Annotated in this window: 15 protein-coding genes; 10 read left to right on the top strand and 5 right to left on the bottom strand. The window is 44.7% G+C overall.

What is annotated here, in order from left to right; genetic code table 11:
• Positions 1 to 22: 22 nt before the first annotated feature.
• Complete coding sequence (locus QN395_RS11550; protein ID WP_322120650.1) at positions 23 to 355, bottom strand: low molecular weight protein tyrosine phosphatase family protein; 333 nt, start codon at positions 353 to 355, stop codon at positions 23 to 25.
• A 29-nt stretch (positions 356 to 384) separates the two neighbouring features.
• Positions 385 to 1251, bottom strand: a complete 867-nt coding sequence (locus tag QN395_RS11545) for an alpha/beta hydrolase family protein (RefSeq protein WP_323492073.1) — start codon at positions 1249 to 1251, stop codon at positions 385 to 387.
• 390 nt (positions 1252 to 1641) lie between these two features.
• Here QN395_RS11545 and glpK point away from each other — a divergent pair, with 390 nt between their 5' ends.
• Complete coding sequence (glpK, locus tag QN395_RS11540) at positions 1642 to 3120, top strand: glycerol kinase GlpK (RefSeq protein WP_323492074.1); 1479 nt, start codon at positions 1642 to 1644, stop codon at positions 3118 to 3120.
• A gap of 120 nt (positions 3121 to 3240) precedes the next feature.
• Here glpK and QN395_RS11535 read toward each other — a convergent pair whose 3' ends face one another.
• Complete coding sequence (locus QN395_RS11535) at positions 3241 to 3894, bottom strand: glycine zipper 2TM domain-containing protein (RefSeq protein ID WP_322120652.1); 654 nt, start codon at positions 3892 to 3894, stop codon at positions 3241 to 3243.
• A gap of 201 nt (positions 3895 to 4095) precedes the next feature.
• Between QN395_RS11535 and QN395_RS11530 the strand changes: the two genes are divergently transcribed.
• From QN395_RS11530 to QN395_RS11510, 5 genes are all read left to right on the top strand, one after another.
• Positions 4096 to 4662, top strand: coding sequence for an SRPBCC family protein (locus QN395_RS11530; protein WP_323492075.1), 567 nt, complete (start codon positions 4096 to 4098; stop codon positions 4660 to 4662).
• Between the two features lie 93 nt (positions 4663 to 4755).
• Positions 4756 to 5874: a GNAT family N-acetyltransferase gene (locus tag QN395_RS11525; RefSeq protein ID WP_323492076.1), complete on the top strand. Its 1119-nt coding sequence runs from the start codon at positions 4756 to 4758 to the stop codon at positions 5872 to 5874.
• 320 nt (positions 5875 to 6194) lie between these two features.
• On the top strand, positions 6195 to 7421 hold the full coding sequence (locus QN395_RS11520; RefSeq protein WP_323492077.1) for a DUF3419 family protein: 1227 nt from the start codon (positions 6195 to 6197) through the stop codon (positions 7419 to 7421).
• A 60-nt stretch (positions 7422 to 7481) separates the two neighbouring features.
• Positions 7482 to 8651 carry a hypothetical protein gene (locus tag QN395_RS11515; protein WP_323492078.1) on the top strand — a complete coding sequence of 390 codons (1170 nt, stop codon included), beginning with the start codon at positions 7482 to 7484 and terminating at the stop codon, positions 8649 to 8651.
• A 1103-nt stretch (positions 8652 to 9754) separates the two neighbouring features.
• Positions 9755 to 10276: a DUF2059 domain-containing protein gene (locus tag QN395_RS11510; RefSeq protein ID WP_323492079.1), complete on the top strand. Its 522-nt coding sequence runs from the start codon at positions 9755 to 9757 to the stop codon at positions 10274 to 10276.
• A gap of 74 nt (positions 10277 to 10350) precedes the next feature.
• Here the strand turns inward: QN395_RS11510 and putA are convergent, their stop codons facing one another.
• On the bottom strand, positions 10351 to 14001 hold the full coding sequence (gene putA / locus QN395_RS11505; RefSeq protein ID WP_323492080.1) for a trifunctional transcriptional regulator/proline dehydrogenase/L-glutamate gamma-semialdehyde dehydrogenase: 3651 nt from the start codon (positions 13999 to 14001) through the stop codon (positions 10351 to 10353).
• A 161-nt stretch (positions 14002 to 14162) separates the two neighbouring features.
• Here putA and QN395_RS11500 point away from each other — a divergent pair, with 161 nt between their 5' ends.
• The 4 genes from QN395_RS11500 (at position 14163) to QN395_RS11485 (ending at position 16638) form a co-directional block, all read left to right on the top strand.
• On the top strand, positions 14163 to 14621 hold the full coding sequence (locus QN395_RS11500; protein WP_322120659.1) for an Lrp/AsnC ligand binding domain-containing protein: 459 nt from the start codon (positions 14163 to 14165) through the stop codon (positions 14619 to 14621).
• A gap of 303 nt (positions 14622 to 14924) precedes the next feature.
• The gene (gstA, locus tag QN395_RS11495) at positions 14925 to 15530 is read left to right on the top strand and encodes a glutathione transferase GstA (RefSeq protein WP_322120660.1); all 606 of its coding nucleotides are present in this window, start codon (positions 14925 to 14927) and stop codon (positions 15528 to 15530) included.
• Between the two features lie 212 nt (positions 15531 to 15742).
• Positions 15743 to 16090, top strand: coding sequence for a DUF6404 family protein (locus QN395_RS11490; protein WP_322120661.1), 348 nt, complete (start codon positions 15743 to 15745; stop codon positions 16088 to 16090).
• Positions 16091 to 16200: 110 nt separating this feature from the next.
• Positions 16201 to 16638 (top strand): GNAT family N-acetyltransferase, encoded by a 438-nt coding sequence (locus tag QN395_RS11485; RefSeq protein WP_322120662.1) that lies wholly within the window; start codon positions 16201 to 16203, stop codon positions 16636 to 16638.
• Between the two features lie 141 nt (positions 16639 to 16779).
• Here QN395_RS11485 and cynS read toward each other — a convergent pair whose 3' ends face one another.
• On the bottom strand, positions 16780 to 17223 hold the full coding sequence (cynS, locus tag QN395_RS11480; protein ID WP_322120663.1) for a cyanase: 444 nt from the start codon (positions 17221 to 17223) through the stop codon (positions 16780 to 16782).
• Positions 17224 to 17253 lie beyond the last annotated feature (30 nt).

Here is a 17253-nt window from a genome sequence, read left to right as displayed (position 1 = left end):
TTTATAAGCCCTGATCAGTCATTTAAAGCGCAGGCAAAAAACGGCTCACTTTGGCATGCAGTAAGCGAATCAACATTGGATCCATAAATTCATAATCGTCAGGTATATCCAGACAAATCACTTTGGCTTTCGACAGCTGCTTTTTAAATTTTGCTGATAACTTATTGCGATGCGCTTTTTCCATCACAAAAATTAAGTCAGCCCATTCGACCAGCTCTGGGGTAACCGGATTTTCTGCATCGTGATTCAATCCAGCAGAGCTGGTTTCAATGCCAGGATGATTCGCAAAAACTTGTTCTGCAGTCGGACTGCGCAGTCGATTTTGACTGCAAATAAATAAGACGTTTTTTGACATTGATTTAGCTTTTAACGTAGCGCGTAGATTTAACGCACTTTTAAATGACGATCAAGATAAGCCAGCACTTCACTCGGTAATATCTGATGAAATGCCTCACGATCAAAGCCTTCTGGGTCTGTGGATGGATGAAATGTCGGGCTGTTCATGTGCGCCGGAAACAGACTTAAAAAAGAGAAGTGTCCCGCGTTTTTGATCTCACGTCTGGTTACCAGTGCGCGATCGGCGACGCCGTCTGACACCAGATCCGCATGCCAGGGCGGTGTGTACTGGTCGTGTTCTCCGGTCAGCATCAGGATAGGTATATTCACTGCGCTGAGCGATCCGTGCATCAGATACCAAGGCGTTGCGGGTGCCAGTAACACCAATGCTTTGACCCGTGTATCAACGACTACCTCCACCTTGCGCCGGTCTTTTGACCACGGCTCGCCGCCGGCAACCGCCAAGGCGGTATAAGCGCCAATGGAATGTCCGATGACCGCGATATTGTCTACTCTTACGCTAGCTTTAAAAACAGAATGGGTACTGACTTCATCAATCGTCATGCGCACATGGCGTGGTCGATTGACCAGATTTTCGTAGGTGTTTTCTAGCGAATTGTTGTTACGATTATTGCCGTAATGTTCCAGCATCGCCACGATATAACCATGCTGTGCCAGATGCGTACAAATCGTGCGGTATAACAAATGCGAACCGCCATTTCCATGCGACACGATGACAAGTGGAAAGCGTCCACTGGCGATGGGCGCATCCATACTCAGATCAATCGAATAGGGGCCAAAACTGGTTGGAATTGCGGGAACTTCTGTCGGGTACATCACCAAAGCCGGGAAAGAAATTTCCTGCGTATCGTCTTTGGTGTCCCTGATTTTTAGTTGTAGGCAGCCTGTGTACATAGAGACATTTTTTGGGTGGTTAGTATCGTATTTTTAGTACGGCTAGTTTAGTTCTGGATAGTTTTGTTGAAACGAATTTTTCAAATAATTTTTTCAACGATATAGCTATCAGTGTAATTTGGCGACAACTTATGACTACTTTGGCTGACACAACGTTGATCCCTCAATGAACAATTGTAGAGCAAGTGATTTAATATACTCCCCCCCAATTTTTATAAAATATGCCGTATTGTCCAGTGATTATATGGACAATTAAATATACACACTATGAGTATATTAATAACCTTTCAAAAAATCATCTTATTTATCGCATTGCAACATCCTCAACTCCGCTTACATCCCGCGTCTGAATTACACTGCAATCTTTTAGCAAAAAATCCATATACCAACATGACTTATCTGCTCGCACTTGACCAAGGCACATCCAGTTCCCGTAGTATTTTATTTGATGAAGGTGGCAATATTGTTGCGTCGGCTCAGCAGGAGTTCCGGCAGATTTTCCCTCAGCCTGGTTGGGTGGAACATGATGCTATGGAGATTTGGCACAGCCAGTTAGCGACTTGTAAGCAAGTATTGGCTACGGCAAGTGCGGCAGGTATTACAAGTAAGGCAATTGCGGCGCTGGGGATTACCAATCAGCGGGAGACCAGCATCGTCTGGAATCGTCGGACTGGTGAGCCTATTTTTAATGCCATCGTCTGGCAAGACCGGCGCACTGCGGCCTATTGTGACGAGCTGCGTAGTCAGGGTTGGACGGAGCGCATACAGGAAAAAACCGGCTTAATTCTGGATCCGTATTTTTCTGCGACTAAGCTGAAATGGATTCTGGACCATGTACCAAACGCCCGTCAGCAAGCGGAACGCGGAGAGCTGGCGTTTGGTACCGTCGACACCTGGTTAGCATGGCAACTGAGCGGCCAACAACTGCATGTGACCGATGTCAGCAATGCGGCACGCACTATGCTGTGGAATATTCACAGTGCCGAGTGGGATGAAGAATTATTGGCCTGTTTTACTATTCCACGGGCAATGCTGCCAAGCGTGCATCCATCCAGCCATCGTTTTGGTGACGCGACGATTTTTGATCATCCAGTTCCGATTGCTGGTATCGCTGGTGATCAGCAATCGGCGCTGTTTGGACAAGCGTGTTTTAGCGCAGGGATGGCAAAAAACACCTACGGCACCGGTTGTTTTATGTTGCTGCATACAGGCTCCGTATGTGCGACTTCTCACAACGGTTTGATCAGCACAGCCGCCTGTCAGACCGACGCAAGAGCACAATACGCATTAGAAGGCAGCGTCTTTATCGGCGGCGCAGTGGTGCAGTGGTTGCGTGACGGTTTAAAGGCGATTCAACACTCGACGGACGTAGAAGATTTGGCGACCACCGTGCCGGATTCTGGCGGCGTGGTGTTTGTACCCTCGTTCACTGGCTTGGGTGCGCCCTATTGGGTACCCTCGGCCAAGGGGGCAATTTTAGGTCTGAGTCGCGGCACTACGGTCGCGCACATTGCTCGCGCAGCGCTAGAATCGATCGCATTCCAAAGTACCGTTTTGCTGCAAGCGATGACCCGCGATGCGGTAGCGCCGATCAACGAGTTACGCGTGGATGGCGGCGCAGCGGCGAACAATTTGTTGCTGCAATTTCAGGCAGATTTGTTGGGCATTCCAGTGGTACGGCCAAAGGTGACCGAAACGACGGCCTTAGGCGCAGCGTACTTGGCGGGACTAGGTGTAGGGGTGTACCAAAATCAGGAAGAGTGTGCTGCTTTATGGCAAATGGAGCGTACTTTTTTACCGGAAATGAGTAGAGATCAGGCGGGTGAATTGATGCAGCAATGGGATGTCGCGGTTGGTCGCGTGCGGTAAATAAGAGTAGCAAACGTATCAGGAACAAATAAAAAAGAGGCGATATCGACTAAGCGATATCGCCTCTTTTTACATCTGATTCAGCGTATTTGAAAATAAGTTAAATCTAATTAACTCTAATTAACCCATCGATTGCAGCGAACCATTGACCGCTTTAACGCGATCACCAACACGCCAACCGTTTTGCGGGAAAGTACGAACAGTACCGTCATCCATTCTGACTTTCACTTCATAGACCGTGTTGGTGTTGTTGCGTTTTTCTACTTCGTTACCGGCATAACCGCCACCGACTGCACCAGCTACGGTGGCCAATGTACGGCCATTACCGTTACCAACTTGATGACCTAACACGCCGCCCAAAATGGCACCAGCAGCTACACCCAGACCGCTTGGTTTTGCTTGTTGCTGGATGGCGATAATGGATTCAACCCGACCGCAATGTCCGCATACAGCGGCGACGTTGGAACTACGCTCGTTTGATTCGCTTTGACGTGCAACATTGGAGTTTTGATTCGGGTTTTGATATGAACCCTGGTTAGAACCAGAATTCTGATTTTGCCTTGACACATCGGCAGGATAAATTGGTTTGCCATTGCTATCCGTCATCGGCGCAGAGGCGCTCATGGCAGCGTTATTTGTCTGAGCAATCGTTCCCTGCGAGTTTGGAAACAAGCCAGTCATCGCGGCAACACCGACCAGTGATACCAGCGTCACAGCAACTGCCGCAGTAGCAAGCAATGGATGAATGCGATTAGAAGATTGTTTGGCTTCCATTTTTTTGACCTTTTTTTAATATTTTCTGGAGAAAAGTATCGTCCAGATGTACTTCAGTATAGATGTATCAGTTTAAAAGAAAAGGAAATAAATGTGTCAGATGTAATCCTTTGTAAATATCTTTCTTGTACTATCCTTGTCATTTTTCAGTTTTGTCATCAGAATGAAAACCCGTTCTTATAACAAGCTTGAAAGCACAAAATGAACATCGTTAAATGGGTAAAACGTTTACTAGGCGCTATCGTCGGTATCGTCGTACTCATTTTAATTGTTGTCATGGTGCTTCCAAATGACTTTTCTATAACGCGCAGCATCGTAATCGGTGCACCTATAGAGAAAATATACCCTTTGGTTGTTATTACCCGCGAATGGAAAAACTGGTCAGTATGGAACCAGCGCGATCCCGCCATGCAGATGACGTTTACTGGTCCGGCAGCAGGTAAAGATGCTGCTTGGGACTGGCAAAGTAAAAGCCAGGGTAACGGCGGGATGAAATTTACCCAGGTAATACCTAACCAGCAGATTGACTATGAATTACATTTTGAAGGTATGGGCAAACCATCGACCGGTCACTTTTTATTCGAGCCAATAGTGACAGCGGCTGCTTCAGGTAATCAAGTCGTATCCACCAAAGTAAGCTGGACTATGAAAGGCACTAGCGAGGGCAACCTGATGATGAAGTTCTTCGCTCCTTTGATGGACAAAATGGTTGGTCCCGATTTTGACTCTGGCTTAAATAATTTAAAAAAACTGGCAGAGCGTCCATAACCCCCAGATATTTAGTCAGCCAGATACGCGGCTATATACAAACCCAAACGCTCATTTATCCGTCGTTCTTGTCACCACTTAGCCAGCTATCAGATGCACATAAAAGTTTTAAGTACCACCAGCGAATTCGACGCCATCTCTGTTGAGTGGCGGGCATTAGAAGCACTTGTTCCCTTTTTGCTGCCGTTTCAAACTTATGACTGGAACCGCAGCTGGTGGCAAATATTTTCTGTTCAAACTGTTTTTCGTCGCGACGAATTATCGATCATCGCCTTTTATGATAAAGATCAACTGGTCGCCGTTGCGCCATACGCAATCAGCTATCTAGGACGTAAAGCGTTCTCTATCTATCGCTATGTAAGGCCGTTTGGTGCAGACCCCAATCTGACAGAAATCCGTACACCCTTAATTTTGCCTAGCTATGAAAAAGATGTTTTTCAGCACTTAGCCGCACCTTATCGGCCGCAATTATCTGGATTCACAGAACAGCAAATGATTGTCAGTGATGAGAACAGTGAGCAGCTATTTACTCACCGCTGCGCTATGCGGCAAATAGATAAGCGCAAGATCAGCAACTACGTCTTGGATCTGGGCAAAGACTGGGACAGTTTCCGCAGCGGGTTGAAGCGCAACATCAAAGAATCAATACGCCACTGCTATAACTCATTAGCGAGAGACAAACTTCAGCCGGTGTTAAAAGTCGTCACAGGACATCAGGCTCTGACAGAAAATTTGCCGGTTTTTTATCACTTGCACAGCAGCAGAGCCAGCGCACAATTGACGGTAGAGCATCCAGATTATTTTTCTAATCCTCTGCATAAGGCATTGATTACCAGTCTTTTAAAAACACCTTTTGCAGACAAAATGCAACTTTTTTCTCTGGAGATCGACGGCAAAATCGTCGCTATCCGCATGGGATTTTTAATGGGCGAGGAGTTATATCTGTATTACTCAGGCTACGATTTGGCATACGCCAGATATAGCGTGATGACTACTTTACTGGTCGAAATTATTCGCTGGTCATTGGACAAAAATATCCAACGGCTTAATTTGTCTGTGGGTGAAGATGTGTCTAAAACCCGTTGGGGACCAAGAGTCATTCACTATGCTGAATACCAATTTGTGAAAAACGCCTGGTGGCGATATCGCTTAGGTAAAAGCATAGTACAACTGCGCAAACGTCGGCAAACGTCGATGCTCGGTCACAAATAAAGTAGTAAGCAATCCCTTGCTTAAATACGCGTCGATTGATCAATATAAAACAATCGTTTTTATATACTCCCCATTATTTTTAGTGAAAATGGCTTATTGTCCAGACTTTATATGGACAACTCAAATATACCCATTACCAGTATTATTTAATTCTCCACTTGGTTATTGTGACTGTCACCTTGATATTGAGCTGTCAAAACAACACTCTGTCGTCATTTTGTATACATTTCACACATTCTTCATCAAACGGTCACCAGCCTGTCACCTTGCGTTTCTACAGTTAGACCGAGATTAAACCGCATCACTAATCAGGGGCTGGCATGAATACGAAGACACTCATCAACGCGGCAGTAATCAACTCAACGACGTCTGGCGGTAAAGGGATTGCTGATCGCTTATTTGCGCATTGGTTTAGTCGTCTGGTGTATGCCCAAATTTGGGAAGATCCTAAATCTGACTTGGATGCATTGCAGTTAAAGCCGGGCGCGAATATTTTGACGATCTCCTCCGGTGGCTGCAACGCTTTGGCCTATCTGGCAGCCGACCCTAATGCTGTGCATGCGGTTGATTTAAACGCGGCGCATCTTGCGATGCTGGACATGAAGAAAAAAGCCATCAAGCATTTACCCGATTACGATGCGGTTCTGGCTTTTTTGGGCAAAGCCGACCAGAGTGATAATTTAAAACGATATCAGCGCCACATTCGGCCGCATTTGTCAGAAGACGCGAGCAATTTTTGGGAAAGCCGTTCACTCACCGGCAAGCTAATAGGCAAACCGCGTTACCACTACTTTAGCGACAACGCTTACCAATATGGCCTGTTGGGTGACTTTATTGGTTTTGCACATTTCTTCGTCCGCATCATGGGCGGCGATATGAAAAAAATCCTCACTGCACGCAATCAGGCTGAGCAAAAGAGCTTGTTCGATCATTACTTAGCACCGATATTTGATACCGCTTTATTCCGCTTTATCTCTAAACAGCCGATTGCTTTGTATAGCCTAGGCATTCCGCCGTCGCAGTTTGCGGCGCTCAAACATGATGCTAAAGATGGCCTGCATTTATTGTTTAAAGAAAGAATGCGCCATCTGGCATGTGACTTCCCTATCGAGCAAAACTGTTTTGCACAGCAAGCTTTTGGTAGACGGCACGACACCAGCAAACAAGCCGCTTTGCCTATGTATTTACAAAAAGCGTATTTCAAAGATTTGCGCCAAAACATAGACCGCGTGCATCCTCATCACATTAGCCTGACCGAGTTTTTACGCAAGCAAGCGAATCAATCTATGGATGCTTATTTGTTCCTGGATGCTCAGGATTGGATGGATCAGCAGCAATTAACTGAGTTATGGGAAGAAGTCACCCGCACCGCCGCACCAGACGCCAAAGTGGTGTTCCGTACCGGTGGCAGCGACTCGCCATTAGAAGCGATGTTGCCGGCGCATTTGATCTCCGCCTGGCATACGGACCGCGCGCATAACCGGGCTTTGTATGCAAGCGATAAATCCGCAATTTATGGTGGTATGCATCTGTATCAAAAAGTCTAACTAGGTAGATGAGGACACTAAAACGCAAACTACCAACCAGCCAATTTACATCTCAGAAAATTGATTTCCAACCTACCGCCACGCGTTTGCGCTGATGCGCTCTGGCTAATCGATGCCAAAGCCCGTGGCGGGTCGCATTGGTTAAGCAACGCAGATTGCCAGATTAATGCCATCACTATTGCCGGTAGCACGCAACCAGTCAGCTTACTCAGACCTAGCGAGATTGGCAGCAAGAACAGCAATAGCAACCACAGCAGCTATGTCAGCAGTCCACGATCAACTTGGTTACGCTACGCCAGAGAAGAAGCCTGTGGACAAATATCTGCGAAGTTACCTGCGAGTCTAAGTCAACTGCGGGCTATCGCAAATACAGGCATCAATTGTATTTTTAGTCCCCTCGCTGCCTTAATCAGCGCCAGTGGCATAGATCAATCTGCAATTGTCGGCAATCATTTGGTGTCCACCAATCTCTATCCTGATTGGCAAGCACAAGATATTGCGCAAATGACGGAAGAATTAATCGGTGAATATCCAGACCGGCCATTAATGATGCGCAATGTTTGTAGTGAGGTCACACCAGAACTGGCCTCCAGTCTGCGAGCGCAGTCTTGGGATTTAATTCCAGCACGCATGATTTACACCTGCGATCCTCAACTCGCACCGCTGTGGAAACGCAATCATGTCAGACAAGATGCCAAGTTATTTTCGGATGGAAAACTTGAGATCGTTAGGCCAGAACAAATACTAACTAGCGATCTTCCTCATTTACGCAGCTTGTTTCGACAATTATTCATAGAAAAATACTCCAGACTCAACCCAGACTTTACGCCGGCTTTTTTCGAGTTGTGCCAAGAAATGCGATTTTTAGATCTTTATGGCTTACGATTTCAAAATCGTTTGGTCGGTGTCTTAGGTCTTTACGAAAATAGCCAAAGCGGATGGATTACTACTCCACTCATTGGCTACGACACTAGCTTGCCGCAAGAGCTAGGGTTGTATCGACGCTTAATGGCTTTGCTATTGCAGCAAGCCAAAGAACGCAAACTCAAACTGCATTACAGCTCCGGTGCGAGCCAGTTCAAACGCGCCAGAGGTGGTGAGGCTAATCTGGAATATACGGCCGTTTACAGCCGCCACCTACCGGCATATCAAAAAATTGCCATCAAATTACTGGCAACAAGTCTACAACGCCTAGCCCCGCAGATTTTAAAAAAAGCAGATCAGCTTTGACGTAGGAATACTGGTTTTAGCTGTGGATAAGCCTCTGCATATCTACAGGACAGTCTGTGCAGAAGCACTACTTTTACGTTCTGCCAAATTGTTATCCCAAAACTGTTCTCGTAAAGTACACCGCTTATCAGGGTATTTATCTTTTCTGTAATAGATTGATTTTGTTCAGAAAAACAGAGTTATCCACAAAAAACGACCCCGTTAACTATTACTACTATTTATATATATACCTTAATGTAAACAACAAACCCTTTCCTTTTCCCCTGAAAAACGAAGAAAAGGCTCTCCCTTAAAATGATGTGAAGAAACAAGCTTTTCTCTGATTTTGATCAATGCATAAGAAAAACCTGAAAGATGAACGCAATACGGAATTTTTTGGCGAAACAAGCTGAATTCAGCACCATTAAAGGCACGATAGAGTAAAACCAATGCCGAGGGAGGCAATCTATAGGGGATGAGCACCAGCTAATGCCGTGATGCGTTTGAAGATAGAAACAATATTGATAAAACTTTAAAGGCGAAATTCCAAAAACTGTAAGTCCAATAGATATCGCCTTGTTAGAAGCAAATCGGGCTATAAGCCGCACTCTGATTGGACGCCCAAATTCTAATAATCTCCAAAAAGTGTTGCGATCAATACCGTATTTCCAGGCCAAGGAGTTTAGTAACCTCTTCTGCGGTGGTTGATATCAAGCAGAACTAAAACTCTTGTTACATAAATCAGCAAACAAAAAAACAATAAGACTTATTCCTAGTAAGTTTTGTGGATAACTAACGGGATATCCAGTGAACAGGATGTGGCTAAATCACTTTAGTTAATCAAGTAAAAAACTTGTCCAATAACTGTCCTGTTTTAATACAAGCCTTTTTAATCTGCTTATCTTTTCTGTAAGGCATTGATTATGAAAATAAAAACCTAGTTATCCACAGAAAACACCTGACGTTAACTATTACTACTATTTATATATATAAACTTATTGTTATAAACCAAGAAAGCACGTCAAATCAAAAATCGCTTAAAGACATTGCTGGTTAAACAATCCAACCGTAAAATTCGAGTTCGTTTTTGCAGTAACCCACTTTCAATTTGCCTGGAACTTAAAATGATTAAATTTAAATCTCTACTGCTGGTTTCTTTATTTACTGTTTTTGCTACGATTAATCCAGCTTCTGCTCAAGACAACAAACCTAGCCCAGAGTCAATCCGGCAGTTATTTGTGTTAACCAATACTCCATCCATGCTGAACAATTTGACCCAGCAGTTAGACGGCATGATGAAAAATGTAATGGCAGAGGCGTTAAAAGGTCAGCCAGCAACAGAGGCGCAGCAAAAGCAGCTAGAGAAATTCAGAACAAAAATCGTTGCAATTCAGACAGAAGAACTGAAATGGGAAAAGTTGGAACCGATGTTCATCAACATATATAGCGAGAGCCTGACGCAAGATGACGTCAACGGAATTATTGCGTTTTATAAATCAGATGCTGGTCAGGCTTACATTAAAAAAATGCCTGTCATGATGCAAAACACGATGGCAGCCATGCAAAAAATGATAGTACCTATGATGGCAAAAATAAGTGAAGCTTCTAAAGAATTAGCAACAGACTTAGAGAAAACTAAAAAATAAACTTAAAAAAAGCTATAAAAAAAGCGGCTAAAACACTTAGCCGCTTTTTTTACACCTAATTTTTACTTACCAACTTAGCTTTGCAAAGTCATCAAACTGGCATTGCCACCCGCTGCCGTCGTATTCACACATAAGGCACGCTCAGCCACCAAACGCCATAAAGGTGCCTCGGTCTCTTCATGCATCTCGATTACCGAGACGATAGCACCGTCCAGAGCTGCAAAAACAGACTTGTAGTGAGCTAGCTGGTTACCTTCAACCAAAGCGAACTGAAGCTCATCCTGACCCGCCTCTGACGGTTTAATCAAATCCTGTACGATCGCAGGTAAGCCAGATGGCAATAAAGCAATTGTTTGTGCTGGCATAACCGGTGTATTACCTGTTGCAAGCAAAGCTGCGATTTGATTTAACAGACAATTAACGGTGCTTGCTGCGCAAAATACTTTACCGCGTGGCGCAAATGACAAAGTATTCCGTTCACCAGTCGGGCCTGGCAATACCAAAGTCATTTTGTAAGGACTGTTGTGAGCGTAACGATCTGCCAGTTCGGCAATTTTTTCATGACCATGTGTTTTTGCCCACACCAGTAAAGCTTCTAGTGCTTCTGGCGACTGGCGCTCATACACGGTATGTCCGCCCAAACTACTGGAAGGATTTTTCTGTAGACGTTTTAAGTACAAAGGACCGCCAGCTTTGGGACCCGTGCCAGATTTACCTTCGCCACCAAATGGTTGCACTCCAACGACTGCGCCAACGATGTTGCGATTGACATAAATATTGCCGACGTGAGCACGACTGGTAATGAAATCAATGGTTTCATCAATCCGGGAGTGGATGCCCAAGGTTAAACCAAAACCAGACGCATTGATATTATCGATAATGCTTGCTAGCTGATCGCGTTGATAACGCAAAATATGCAGGACAGGACCAAAGACTTCTTTCGTCAGTTCTGAGAGTGATTTGATTTCAATCACAGTAGGTGCAATAAAGGTACCGTTTTTGCACGATTCACTTAAGGCTAATGAATAACTGGTAGTCGCCTTTTGTTTGATCTGGTCAATATGCGTCTGTAAAGCTTTTTGCGCATCCGCATCAATCACAGGACCAATATCAATCGCCAGCTGATCGGGTTTGCCTATACGCAATTCTTGCATGGCTCCTTTTAACATCTCTATTGTTTTGTCAGCGATATCTTCTTGCAGGCATAAAACGCGTAAAGCAGAACAACGCTGACCTGCACTGTCAAAAGCTGACGACAACACATCATTCACAACCTGTTCCGGCAAGGCGCTGCTGTCAACAATCATGGCATTTTGACCGCCGGTTTCTGCAATTAAAGGAAGATCGATATTTTCTGTAATCGCACGCTGAGTCAAAGTACGATTAATGATTTGCGCTACCTCTGTAGAACCGGTAAAAATCACGCCTTTGACACGGTGATCAGCAACCAGTTGCGCGCCAACGATTTCACCGGTACCAGGTAAAAATTGTAAGGCAGCGCGTGGCACACCAGCCTCATGCAATAACTGAATCGCACGATAAGCGATGATAGGAGTTTGTTCTGCAGGCTTAGCCAGGACCACATTACCTACGGCTAAAGCAGCACTGAATTCACCAATAAAAATCGCGAGAGGGAAATTCCATGGACTGATGCAAACTACGGGACCAAGCGCCAGCGTATTCGGTAAAAACTCAACTTGCGCTGCGTAGTAACGTAAAAAATCCACTGCTTCACGCACTTCAGCCAAGGCGTTTGGTAAAGATTTTCCTGCTTCACGAATCGCCAGAGCCATAAAATCTAAAGTTTGTGCTTCTAACAAATCGGCTGCTTTTTTCAGTATGCCGGCGCGCTCTGACGGTGCTACTGTTTGCCAGTCAAGTGCATAGGCTTCTGCTTGTTCCAAAGCTGTTTGCACATCTTGCTGATTCGCTTCAATCACCTTACCTACTATATCGCTATGATCCGCAGGATTATTAATTGGTTTTGCCAAAGTGGCAGAAACTTGACCATGCAAAATGGGTTGAGCTATTAATTCTTGCTGGCTGATTTCTGCAAAATACTGACTGATTTTTTGCAGCTCAATCTCATTACTAAAATCCAGACCAGCAGAATTTTTTCTCTCCGTTCCAAATAAATCCTTAGGCAAGGCAATACCCGGATGTGGCGTGCCAGCCAGTTCTGTTGCGACCTTAACTGGATCAGCAATCAAGGATTCAATCGATACAGCTTCATCAACAATCTGATTAACGAAAGAAGAATTAGCGCCATTTTCCAACAGACGGCGCACCAGGTAAGCTAGCAAAGTTTGATGTGAACCTACTGGCGCATAGATGCGGCAAGGTTTATTCAATTTATCTTTGCCGACCACTTGATCGTACAAAGTTTCGCCCATACCGTGCAGACATTGAAACTCATAATCCGTGATATTGGCTTTTTGCGCCCAGGTATAAATAGCCGACAAGGTCAGCGCATTATGAGTAGCAAATTGCGGATAAATTACATCGGTCGCCAACAACAATTTTTGTGCACAAAACAGATAAGAGACATCGGTATATACCTTGCGTGTATAGACCGGAAAGCCGCTCATACCATCGACTTGCGCACGCTTGATTTCTGCGTCCCAATACGCACCTTTGACCAGACGAACCATAAACTTGCGGCCGCTGCGGCGCGCCAGATCAATCAGATAATCAATCACAAACGGGCAGCGTTTTTGATAGGCTTGTACTACAAAACCCAGGCCATCAAAACCTGCCAGGTCAGGATCAAATGCTAATGCTTCCATCAAATCTAAAGACAGTTCTAAACGATCAGTCTCTTCTGCATCAATATTCAAACCGATGTTGTATTGCTTTGCCAGTACCAGCAGATTTTTTAGAATTGGTAGCAACTCAGTCATCGTGCGGGTTTTTTGTGCACGCGAATAGCGTGGATGCAATGCCGATAATTTGACTGAAATACCTGGTCCATCTTTGATACCACGTCCGTTAGATGCTTTGCCTATGGCGTGGATCGCAGTTTCATAAGACTTCAAATAATAAGCAGCGTCATGCGCAGTCAGCGCCGCTTCACCTAACATATCGTAGGAATAACGATAGCCGCGCTTCTCATTATCCTGACTATTTTTAATCGCCTCTTGTATGGTTTGTCCAGTAACAAACTGGTTACCCAACATACGCATCGCCAGATCCACACCTTTGCGTATCAAAGGCTCACCACCTTTGGCAATTAATCGGGTTAACGCAGAACCTAAACCTTGTTCGCTGTTAGTCGACACTAATTTACCCGTTACCAGCAAGCCCCAGGTCGCCGCATTGACAAACAGTGATGGTGACTCGCCCAGATGTTTTGCCCAGTCACCTTTACTGATTTTGTCAGCGATCAGGCGATCTGCGGTCTGGTGATCTGGAATGCGCAGCAAAGCCTCGGCCAGACACATTAAAGCGACTCCTTCTTCCGACGATAAAGAGAACTCATGCATCAGCGCATCAACACCGGATGCACGGGTACGCTGCTGACGCACAGAACTCACCAATTGATGGGCTAATTGATGTACAGTCTGCTCCGAACCAGAATGTGGATTAATATTGGCGAGCAGCCATTGCACAGCGTCAGCTTCATCACGACGATATACTTCTGTAATCGCAGTTCTTAAAGCGGTTTGTTGAGGGACAATTTCGGCTTGAAGTTGAAGAAAAGGCATGGAAAAAGGCGTCGGGTTCATATAGTTTTTATCAGATTTGCATTGGAAGAGGTGTAAAGCGAATTTGATTTGATTGTATAGATGAAGCCAGATGATTAATTCTGGAAATATGCATCTATATCGGAATTTTCTATTTTATGAGAAAATTACACCGAATTTTATTAACTTCACTTTGACTTCTTATGCTCGACAAAATCAGTAAAAGAATTCTGGCCGAATTACAAAACGATGGCCGTATCAGTAATGTAGAGTTAGCGACGAGAGTCAACCTATCCCCCGCCGCTTGTCTGGAACGCGTACGCAAGTTACAAGAGTCCGGCTACATCCTGGGATACACAGCACAACTGAATCCGCATTTGCTTGATGTTGCCCTGCTGGTCTTCATTGAAGTCGTGCTGGATAGAACCACACCCGATGTGTTTGACGCCTTTAAGCGCGGTGTACAAGCAATCCCGGAAGTGTTGGAATGCCACATGGTCGCCGGCGGTTTTGATTATCTGGTCAAAGCCCGTGTCAAAGACATGAACGCCTATCGCGATTTTTTAGGTAAATCCCTGCTGCAATTAAACGGTGTGCGCGAAACTCACACCTACGCGGTGATGGAAGAAGTCAAAAATACAACTAGCCTACCCATACGCTAAACCTAAGTTCGCTAGGATTTACGCGACTATTTAATTTTGCATTTATGTGATTAATACTGCCGGCTTATGCCGGCAGTGTTGCATTTGCTTTGCTCAAAATAGCGTGTCAGCCATCTTAGACGGCAAGTAAATTCATTTAAAAATGAGTAAACTAAATGTCGGGTGGTCACTAACAATGCTAGAGCAAGACGAAAGCATCAGAAAAGCAGCGTACGACTTTTTTAGTTCAGCGTCGTCACCACCATCACCATTTACTACCTGTTGTTTCAGTAAAAATATCAACCTACTTTTGATAGGAAAAACATGAAGCTATATTATTCTCCCGGCACCTGCTCTCTGTCTGCTCACATAGCCTTGCGCGAAGCAGAAATCGACTTCGAGCCTGTATTTGCCAGCACTAAAACGCACAAGCTAAAAGATGGCACCGACTACTACACCATCAATCCTCTTGGCTACGTGCCCTTGCTAGAATTAGATGACGGCACACGTCTGACAGAGGGCGCCGCAATCGTCCAATACATTGCGGATCTCGCACCAGAGAAAAATTTAGCACCCGCCAATGGCAGCTTACCGCGCTATCAAATGCAATCATGGTTAAGCTTTATCACATCCGAAGTACACAAAAATTTCGCACCATTATTTAACCCGGACGCTGCTGAAGAAGTGAAAGCCGCATCAAGAGCACGCATCTTAACTAACCTGAAATGGGCCGACGATCAGCTGGCAGGAAAACAGTTTTTGCTGGGTGATCAATTTTGCGTCGCCGATGGCTATTTATTTACCGTCACGAACTGGGCTAAGTTCGTCAAACTGGATATTTCGCACTTAGAGAATATCGCCGCCCTACGCGGTCGCGTTGTCAGCCGCCCGGCAGTTCATGCTGCACTAAAAGCAGAAGGCTTAGCTTGAAAAATTAACTAGCCTTGGGCTAATCATTTGTTAACTGGAGATGGCTAGAAAATGGACTGAGAAATCAGTCCATTTTTTTCGTCATTCAATAATTAACAGGAAGTAGCATCAATGCAGTAAAAGAGATTTTTATACGATATTGCTTAGTCAATTTTTATATGGCAGGATGAATCAAATTTTTGCTATGTTTAATCCGGCTTTAGGAATAAGTAATGAGTGTCAATCCAAAAAGAGAAGCAGCATTAAAACTCCTTAAATCCACTGGCATGTGGCCTAGTAACTACGCCCCGCCGATTTTCCGGATGCTCTGGAGTTTAGGACTTGATCTGCGTCCACCACATTTTGCTAACTTTTTTGTTAACACGATACTCATGGGAACATTTTTCGCAGCGACATGGGGATTCTTTATGTGGGTGTTTATTTGGTCACACCAAACAATGTCACCCGCAAAGGCATTACTCCTAGCTGCTTGCGCAGGTTTATTTTTTGGCTTGGTCATGAGTGGGTATTACGCCTATGGTAAACGTAAGTACAAATTGCCTTCTTGGGGTGAATTTTAAACAGCGAGCTATTTTTAGCGACTAATTTTTATCTGGCCTTACTTTTATATTATTCGCTTTTGTTCGTTATGGCGATCACATGCGGTTCAAATTACAAATATGGAGCATCAATGTCACGGCATTACCAGATAACCATTGAATCCGAACCCAAACCAGCTGAGATGGGTTTAGTCATCAAAGGACTTACCGCTTATAACGCATCGAAAGCCAACGGAGAGACGCCAAATTATCTCTTTATCAGTGTGCGTAGTGAAGATGGAAGCATTGAGGGAGGCGTCGTTGCTGCCACCTATCTTGGTTGGATGCAAGTGCAAGCGGTGTGGGTTTCTGATGATCTGCGCGGTCTTGGTCTTGGTACGAAACTCATGCAAGAGGTAGAAGACGAAGCAATCCGCCGTGGATGTCCACGTGTATTCTTAGAGACACTTAGCTTTCAGGCGCTACCGTTTTACGAAAAGCTTGGATATGTAATTTTCAGTCAGCTTGCGGATTTTCCACCCGGCGGCGCTCGCTATGCTCTTACTAAACAACTTGAAGTCCGTAATTAAATTCTTGTTTCGTTTGAGGGCTGTTACTTAATTTTCTAAGAAAGAATGTCCAATGATTCTGTGGCTTCTGGCATGATATTGCTCTGTAAGCCGCAGAATCATTGGACGTCTAGTTTCGAGAATTTTAGTTTTTAATCAATTTCAATACGATTTATACGGTAAAAATTTACCGCTTAAAACTACATTCACCCGATCACCTTTAGGATCAGCCTCACGCTGGATATCCATTGAAAAATCGATCGCGCTCATGATGCCGTCACCGAATTCTTCATGGATTAGTTCTTTAATCGTGGTGCCATAGACGCTGACAATTTCGTACCAGCGGTAGATCAGTGGATCGGTTGGAACTGGGGTTGGTAATGAACCTTTATACGGAACAATTTGCAGCCATGCAGTTTCTTCATCGGTCAATTCAAACAAGTCTTTGGCGATAGTTGCTTGCGTCAGATTGAGCGTCATTTGCCCTAGCATGGCAGCGGTTGTCCATTCTTTACTGCAACCGATTTTGCTGGCGATATCGGCCCAAGTCATTTTGTTTTTGACTTTGGCTGAGATGATTTTTTTTGTGACGTCATTGCGGTCCATGTGATTCTCCTGAGGGAATAAAAGAGGAAA

Source organism: Undibacterium sp. RTI2.2 (genome assembly GCF_035018705.1).
Taxonomy (GTDB): Bacteria; Pseudomonadota; Gammaproteobacteria; order Burkholderiales; family Burkholderiaceae_D; genus Undibacterium.
This window is presented reverse-complemented; position numbering and strand designations above follow the sequence as displayed.

Excerpts from the sequence above, each read along its gene's own strand:
- QN395_RS11550 (WP_322120650.1), bottom strand. The coding sequence starts at position 355 with ATGTCAAAAAACGTCTTATTTATTTGCAGTCAAAATCGACTGCGCAGT.
- QN395_RS11545 (WP_323492073.1), bottom strand. The coding sequence starts at position 1,251 with ATGTACACAGGCTGCCTACAACTAAAAATCAGGGACACCAAAGACGAT.
- QN395_RS11510 (WP_323492079.1), top strand. The coding sequence starts at position 9,755 with ATGATTAAATTTAAATCTCTACTGCTGGTTTCTTTATTTACTGTTTTT.
- QN395_RS11520 (WP_323492077.1), top strand. The coding sequence starts at position 6,195 with ATGAATACGAAGACACTCATCAACGCGGCAGTAATCAACTCAACGACG.
- QN395_RS11535 (WP_322120652.1), bottom strand. The coding sequence starts at position 3,894 with ATGGAAGCCAAACAATCTTCTAATCGCATTCATCCATTGCTTGCTACT.
- QN395_RS11490 (WP_322120661.1), top strand. The coding sequence starts at position 15,743 with ATGAGTGTCAATCCAAAAAGAGAAGCAGCATTAAAACTCCTTAAATCC.
- QN395_RS11525 (WP_323492076.1), top strand. The coding sequence starts at position 4,756 with ATGCACATAAAAGTTTTAAGTACCACCAGCGAATTCGACGCCATCTCT.
- putA (WP_323492080.1), bottom strand. The coding sequence starts at position 14,001 with ATGAACCCGACGCCTTTTTCCATGCCTTTTCTTCAACTTCAAGCCGAA.
- QN395_RS11485 (WP_322120662.1), top strand. The coding sequence starts at position 16,201 with ATGTCACGGCATTACCAGATAACCATTGAATCCGAACCCAAACCAGCT.
- QN395_RS11500 (WP_322120659.1), top strand. The coding sequence starts at position 14,163 with ATGCTCGACAAAATCAGTAAAAGAATTCTGGCCGAATTACAAAACGAT.
- glpK (WP_323492074.1), top strand. The coding sequence starts at position 1,642 with ATGACTTATCTGCTCGCACTTGACCAAGGCACATCCAGTTCCCGTAGT.
- QN395_RS11530 (WP_323492075.1), top strand. The coding sequence starts at position 4,096 with ATGAACATCGTTAAATGGGTAAAACGTTTACTAGGCGCTATCGTCGGT.
- cynS (WP_322120663.1), bottom strand. The coding sequence starts at position 17,223 with ATGGACCGCAATGACGTCACAAAAAAAATCATCTCAGCCAAAGTCAAA.
- gstA (WP_322120660.1), top strand. The coding sequence starts at position 14,925 with ATGAAGCTATATTATTCTCCCGGCACCTGCTCTCTGTCTGCTCACATA.